This window comes from Flavobacterium soli DSM 19725 (assembly GCF_000422705.1).
In the GTDB taxonomy this organism is placed as follows: Bacteria; Bacteroidota; Bacteroidia; order Flavobacteriales; family Flavobacteriaceae; genus Flavobacterium; species Flavobacterium soli.
In genome coordinates, this window is sequence record NZ_AUGO01000019.1 from 1 (window position 1) to 3,450 (window position 3,450).

Consider the following 3,450-nt stretch of genomic DNA (forward strand, 5'->3'; position numbering starts at 1 on the left):
CTAAACTGGGCCATCGAAAACGTGGTCATCCAACAACAACCTCTGATCGTCAAGATTCAGCTTCAAAACGGACAGATCCTCAATAAAAAGATTGTGTATTAAGATCTAATCCCGAAACTTCAGAAGGAAGTTCTAATACACTAATAAAAGCCCGCATCGTTTTAGAATGATGCGGGCTTTTTTATGCCGTTCCACCAACCAATTTCCGTAGATGGAACATTAATTTAAGAATGAATCTGTTGTCACCTAGACGAGAAACTGAACCCAAATACCCCACTAGGTTTCTTAAAATCCTAAGCTAATGACCCTAATAGTTTAACTATTCGCTTAAAATAGTTCTGTGAGATAACCTTTTGGATGAGTCGCAATATTTGGATGTGCTTGATACAAAATCAATTAGCCTTTACATGAATTATATCATTGTAAACAATTAAAAAAATGTTAGATTTTTCAATAAAAATTAGTGAGATTTACAACTTACAGCCCGTAAAAACCCCATTTCTACTAAAGCTATAAACCCGAGATTGCAGCAAAACGCAATCGCACTACATTATGGAAATAAAATTACATTTAGGAATTGTTGGCCCCCACAATATTACTTTAGGTAAAATAAAATCAAGATTAAGCAGGCAGTTTTTTGCTGTTGTGCTCTTCATGATGATAAGTGGAAGCATAAGAGGACACTATAGCCTCAACTCAGAAGATAGAGGCATTGCCTTATCGAATACAAACCCATATACCGTTCCAGCTCTTGAGACTGCAGCAGTAGTACCTACACATACCCCTAACAATACGGTCTATTTATCGGAGGTGAAATTTTTGGGTATTCTAAACGATATTACCTCAAGCTCTACCTTCTCCTCCAATCCGAGCGGATATCAGGACTTTACAGGTCTAGCGGCTCACGCCAGCCAAATACAAGGGGAAGGTGTAAACATCAAAGTTACCACAAATGGCCCAAGGGCAAAAGTAAAGGCATGGATTGACATCAACAATGATGGTGATTTTATTGACACCAACGAGCAAATTTTTAGTACCGGTTCAACCCGACTAAGCTCCACTACCTTTGGTTATAAAGTTCCCTCTAACCTAGCTCCCGGAGATTACAGGATCAGAATCAGAATTGAGGATTCTGGCTCAGGAATCAATATCAATTCTCAAGATCCCAGTAGCTATGCCGGAGAAACCGAAGATTATTTACTCACCGTCGTAGCCCGTTGTGGTGCAGATATTGAAACGGTTACCAAAGGCGAACGTTGCGGAACAGGTTCGGTAGTTTTACAGGCTAGTACTATTTCTGAAGGGGTTACAGAATTTAGATGGTATACCTCACCAACAGGTGGCACGTATAGCACTAGCCCAAATAGCGGAAACAGCACCACTTTTAACAGTCCCTCCATTGCTGCAACTACAACCTTTTATGTCGTAGCCTATAACGGTAGTTGCGAAACCCAAGTAAGAAGAGCTGTCACTGCCACGGTGAGAGAAATACCAAATATTACTTTCATACCCGCCACACCAGTAGCATGTGGCGACCATACCCCAATAGAACTGACTGCCGAAGATAGCTTCGAAACCGTTTTTCTGGTAGATGAGAATTTTGACAGCACTGGCGATTTAGACAACGCGGGGACTGCTACTTTTGTAAGAAAAGCAATTAGCACTACCAACACGGATATTACCCAATGGAAAAAGAAAACAAGCGCCTTTATACCAGAAGATGGAGCCGATACTTGGCTTCCTACTATTTCGTCTGGTTTCGGAACCAATAAATTCGCTTTTAGTACAGCCGACATCAATAACTCCACTAAAGATCATGCACTTGAATTGCGAAATGCCATCAACACTACAGCATTTACCAACCTCAGAATGAAATTCAGGATTTATTTTTCGAGATACAAAGCTGATGGGGTCGATCCCAGTATGGAATATGTAACCGTTGAGGTTTCTACCAATGGAGGCACCACTTATACTGCACTGGCAACACCTGTGGTATATACAACTGACTTAGGGAATCCCGGTAGCTTTGAAACAAAGGAAATCAACTTGGATAGTTATACTAACCTAACCAATCTGAAATTCAGGATTCGCTATTATGCAAATATTTGGGCAGATGGTCTTGCTATTGATGATATCCAGATTTATGGCAGTAAAACCTTACTGGCATCCTACTCTTGGTCGGGTGCTGCTATTTCGGTATTCGAAGATGCTGCTTTACAAATTCCGTATACCGAAGGCACTACAATCAATAAGGTTTATATTATCCCTAATCTGTCACTCCTGGAACAACCTACGTTTGATATCAGTATTACGACAACACTTACGAATGCTTGTGTTTTAAACCAACCACTATCCCTTACCAACTATTCAAAAATATGGGCAGGAACTGGAACAGATTGGAATGCAGATGAAAATTGGAAACCTTATGGTGTACCAACAAGTGCCAACTGTATTATCATTATCCCGGATACCGTCATTCCGCCGATAATTCCTGCCGATGCAAGTGTGGCAGGGAAAACCCTAACTGTTAAAGGCGGTGCCCAGCTCAACATCCCTTCGGGAAGCACCCTTACAATAACGAATGAAGTACGTGTAGAACCAAACGGTATCCTAGAAATCAAAGACACAGCCAGCCTTGTTCAAATTACTGATGTTGACAATGCAACGGCTAATAATAACATGGGAGAAATTCAAATGCACCGCTTTACCCAACCCTTGTATCGGTTTGATTACACCTACTGGAGTTCACCTGTATTTGAAGACGGAGACGGCATAAAGCAATCGGGAGAGTTTAGCTTACACGATTTATCACCCCTTACATTATATAACAAATATTTCAAATGGACCCCTGGTAGCACAGCTCCCCTGGCGGCATCAGGATGGGAACCTATTCTAAATGGCACCGAAGCTATGGTTCCCGGAAGAGGCTATATCGTGAGAGCACCTCAAGGATATCCTATAGAAGGATCTATTGGCAATCCGGATCCGATAGTATACCAAGATGGTATTTTTATTGGCAAGCCAAACAATGGTATTGTAAGACATCCTGTTTCGGGGCCAGACAAATGGAATCTACTGGGTAATCCCTATCCATCTGCCATCAGTGCTGAGGAATTTTTAAATGCAAACAGTGATTATCCTTCCAATACAACCAATAACCTATTAGGTGGTACGCTTTATTTCTGGACCCACAATACCGCACTAACACCTTCATACAATGGAATCTATAGCTATAATACTGGAGATTATGCTTCCTATAATGGAACGGGCGGAACAGGTACTGCCGAAGGAACAGCTGCCACTAGTGGAGATGGTAGCTTTATTAACACCACAGAGCCAAATGGATCTATTGCAACCGGACAGGCCTTCTTTGTAAAAGGCATAGCCAATGGGGAAGCCATCTTTAACAACAGCATGCGTGTCACCGGAAATAACGATGAATTTTTCAGA

The 3,450-nt window shown here is 41.5% G+C and carries 1 protein-coding gene; it reads left to right on the top strand.

Annotated elements, in window-relative coordinates; genetic code table 11:
* Nucleotides 1-552: 552 nt before the first annotated feature.
* The coding region (locus G508_RS19155; RefSeq protein WP_035694992.1) for an immunoglobulin domain-containing protein at nt 553-3,450 on the top strand (2,898 nt) is incomplete at its 3' end.